The sequence below is a fragment of the Desulfobacula sp. genome (genome assembly GCF_021107415.1).
Genome location: NZ_JAIOSW010000469.1, coordinates 1 through 3,926 on the forward strand (window position 1 = coordinate 1; position 3,926 = coordinate 3,926).

Genomic DNA, 3,926 nt, shown 5'->3' on the forward strand with positions numbered 1-3,926 from the left:
AATTCGACATATAATATAAATTGTTAAAATGAGAAGTGTCGCCAGTATAATACCTGCGGATATACCTCCATAAAAAAGCTTTGCAATTGATTGCTCGGTAGAAAGGCCGATAATAATCAAAACAACACTGGGAGGAATTACAACACCCAGAGTAGATCCGCAGGCTATCGCACCTGTACTTAGCTTCGGTTCGTAGTTGAATTTATTCATCTGTGGCAAAGCCACGGTAGTCATGGTAGCTGCTGTTGCCGCATTAGAGCCGCATATTGCAGCAAATGCAGAGCAGGCCATAACCGTAGCCATTGCAATCCCGCCACGAATCTGTCCCACCCATTTATATGCTGCATTATATAATTTTTCATTAACTCCGGAATAGAATGCAACCTGGCCCATTAAAATAAAAAGCGGTATTACGGTCAGACCATATTTTGAATACGTATCCCATAAAACAGAGCCGACCATATTAAGACCTGCTTTGAATGAAACTACATAGCAGAATCCGCAGAATCCCACGATTCCCATCGCAAAACCCACGGGCATTCCTAAAATAAATAGTATCAAAAGAAGGGCAACAATTCCTATAATACCGATAAGTGTCAGACTCAACGTTTAGCCTCCTTTTTATAAAAAAACAGCTTAACAAGCTCTGATAGTAACACCAGTGATAGAACGAGACATCCGAACGATACCGCATAAGTAAAGGGATAATAAATGATCCTTAAGGTTTCCGTAACTTCTCCGGTAGTCATAAGCGTTGTTGCTTTTACCGCAATCTGCCATGCTGCAAGTGCAAAAAAGACAAAACAGATCGAAGCGTTGATAATGTGCAGTACTCTTTTCTTCCGTGGAGAAAAAGTGTTGATTAAAACATCGACAGCAATATGTCCCCTCTTGATTTGTGTATATCCCAATGCAAAAGCCGTCACAATCGCTCCAAAATAACCCATTAGTTCAAAAGTCCCTCTGACAGGAACCCAGACTATCCGGCAAAAGATATTGGAGCATGTCAACACAACCATGCCTACGAGGAAAACTCCCCCTATTAATGTCAATATCCTGTTTAAAGCCAGGCTGATTTTATCAAGAGTGTCCATATTATTCCTTTGATAAGGTTGATAAAATGCGGATTCCCGGTGCCTTTGAATTTTATTGCCCGGAAATCCGCAATACATATTCAATCATTTGGAGTATTTTGAAATTAACTTCTTTATATCCTTTACAATTTTATCAGCCGGCAATCCTTTTTCCTTTGCACCGGCAACCCATTTGTCGATCAAAAACTGCAATTTTTTATCCCATTTTGCCTTTTCTTTTTTTGAAAGTTTGATGAATTCAACCTTATGGGTCTCTTTGGACCATTCTACGGACTCTTTTACATGATTGTCCATATATCTTCCTGTCCACTCAGCCTGTTCCGTAACCAAATTATCCATTACCTTTTGAACATCTTTTGGCAGGGAATTCCATTTATCAATATTCATCACCACGGCAAAAGGATAAATAACCGTGTCAGTCATTGTAACATAATTACACATTTCGGCAAATTTAAACTCTTTCATGGATTCAAGTGATGAAAACAGCCCCTTAACCACACCCTTTTGCAGTGCTTCAACCGTAGCCGGCATCGGCATGCCTACAGGGTTTGCTCCCCATGCACCTAATATCTGGGCCGCTCCGCCTGAGGCTCTAAGATCCAGCCCTTTAATATCTTTCAATGTCCTGACAGGTACTTTTGACATGATATTCGTAGGGGCAGTTGTGAACATTGTCAGAACTTTTACCTTGTCAAATGCCTTTGGATTATATTTTTTGTATATATCCAGCAGCACAAGGCTTCCTGTTTTTGCATCAGGAATTCCCAAAGGCAGACTGGTGGCATTAGTGATAACAAAACGTCCGGGTTGATAAGCCATGCAAATACAGCCGATATCCGCCTGACCTGCGATAACACCATCCATCATACCTTTGGCGCCAAGCAGTGTCCCTCCGGGATATGTATTGATCGCAATTTTGCCCCCTGCCCTCTTTTCAACTTCTTTTTTCCACCTTTCCATCTGAACACATGGAAAAGTTGGAGCCGGTGGAAAGTTTGCATAGCTCAGTTTAATCGTTCCGGCTGTAACTGATGCCGGTATAAAAATGGTTACAGTCAATGCTGCGATTAGAATTCCATAAATAATCATACTTGTTTTTCTTTTCATCTTTTAATCCTCCTTTTTTAATGTTGTCTGTTATCAAAGACTCTTTTGGAAGGCTGTGGTAATCTACAAGTTCTACCTGACAGCTTACCATAATCTGTTTTTTTATATCTCTTGATATTTTTATCTGCACCTCACTCCTTCTGGAGGAATCCGCATCCTCATGACATTCAACCCTTAGTTTCATGTAATCCCTTCCATCTTCTTTCCGGTCAAGAACAAGTTGATATTCACAACTGATCTCCGGGATATTTGAAAGAATCTCATCTATCTGTCCCGGGTAGATATTTACAGCCCTGAAAATAATCATATCATCAGTACGCCCAAGTATGCTGTCATGCATGGGCAGGATGTTTCCGCAAGAACAGGGGTGACTTATAATCCGGCTTAAATCCCCTGTTCTGTACCTGATCAGGGGAGCCGCCTCTTTTGTTAGTGTGGTAACAACCATTTCCCCTGCCTCACCCTCAGCCACCGGTTTCATTGTTTCAGGATCAAGTATTTCAAGAATATAATAATCCGCCCAGTAGTGAATACCTTCATGCTTTTTGCAATCAAGTCCTGTGCCTGGCCCATAGAGCTCGGTCAACCCGGGAATATCGAATATATCTTCAACTCCCATCAGTTCCTTGATTCTCTTTCTCATAGCCGTAGAACTTCTTTCTGAACCGAAGATAAGCTTTTTAAGAGCAATTTTATCCCTTAAGTTCCTCTTTTCTATTTCCTCGGCCATCAGCAAGGCCATTGATGCTGTACTGCATAATACTGTTGCCTGGAGATCTACAAGAAACCTGCACTGCATATCAACATTTCCCGGTCCTACAGGAATTGCCATGGCTCCAAATTTTTCGCAACCCAGTTGAAACCCGGAACCTGCTGTCCAGATTCCATAACCAACGGCAATCTGAATCCTGTCATCTTCTGTAAGCTCCGCCATTTCATAGCACCTTGCAAAAAAATGAGTCCAGTCTTCAATATCTTTCTTTGTATAGCAAAGTACCTTTTTCCTTCCTGTCGTACCTGATGAAGCATGTATTCTTACAACCTTTGATTTTGGGACCGATAAAAGCGGGAATGGATACCCATCCCTTAAATCATCGGCTTTTGTAAAGGGTAGTCTTTGAATGTCAACCAACGACTTGATATCATCAGGATGAACACCTGCCCCTTCAAATTTATTTCTGTAAATTTCTGAACCGCCATACGCATGTGCCACTGTCCACTTGAGACCATTTAGCTGATGATCGCTCAGTTCATCAAGGCTTTTAAATGCAGGCATAAACGTTTTCGTCATACAAATTCTCCTTTCATTTTCATAAAAAAGGCCGTGGGTTTTTCTGCCCCACGGCCTTTTTTATAACTTCAAAAGAAAAAACCGTGGAACCTCAAGAAAGCGGCCCACGGTTTTTTAATCTACAATACATTTTATTATCTTAAACTGTTGGGCGCACCTTCAAAACCATGCTACGCCACCACCAGTTACAATTTAATCTGAAATTTCTTTTTTGTTTAAGATGAAACATTCTTTTTAACTAAACTGATTGATTAGTAATGTCAAGTGGTATTTGCAGGCTATTTGCAGGCCATATATTTTTACCATCGTTTTAAGTTTTTTTAGTTGATGTATTTTCGCTGTAGTACTATGTTGTTTAAATTTTTATGGCTTCTAACTGAGATAATACATGTTTCCCTTAAAAGATGAAAATCCTTCCAGCACAATTCCTTTCA

General features: G+C 40.5%; 4 protein-coding genes. All 4 read right to left on the minus strand.

Translation table 11 applies throughout. The features are described 5' to 3' along the window. On the minus strand, positions 1-606 hold a 606-nt coding region (locus K8S13_RS23555; protein WP_291466172.1), incomplete at its 3' end, for a TRAP transporter large permease subunit. After that, positions 603-1,094: a TRAP transporter small permease gene (locus K8S13_RS23560; RefSeq protein ID WP_291466173.1), complete on the minus strand. Its 492-nt coding sequence runs from the start codon at positions 1,092-1,094 to the stop codon at positions 603-605. The genes K8S13_RS23555 and K8S13_RS23560, both read right to left, overlap by 4 nt. A gap of 84 nt (positions 1,095-1,178) precedes the next feature. Next, complete coding sequence (locus tag K8S13_RS23565) at positions 1,179-2,201, minus strand: TRAP transporter substrate-binding protein (RefSeq protein WP_291466174.1); 1,023 nt, start codon at positions 2,199-2,201, stop codon at positions 1,179-1,181. Then, positions 2,104-3,492: a phenylacetate--CoA ligase family protein gene (locus K8S13_RS23570; RefSeq protein WP_291466175.1), complete on the minus strand. Its 1,389-nt coding sequence runs from the start codon at positions 3,490-3,492 to the stop codon at positions 2,104-2,106. The genes K8S13_RS23565 and K8S13_RS23570 overlap by 98 nt, the downstream gene beginning before the upstream one ends. Between the last annotated feature and the right edge of the window lie 434 nt (positions 3,493-3,926).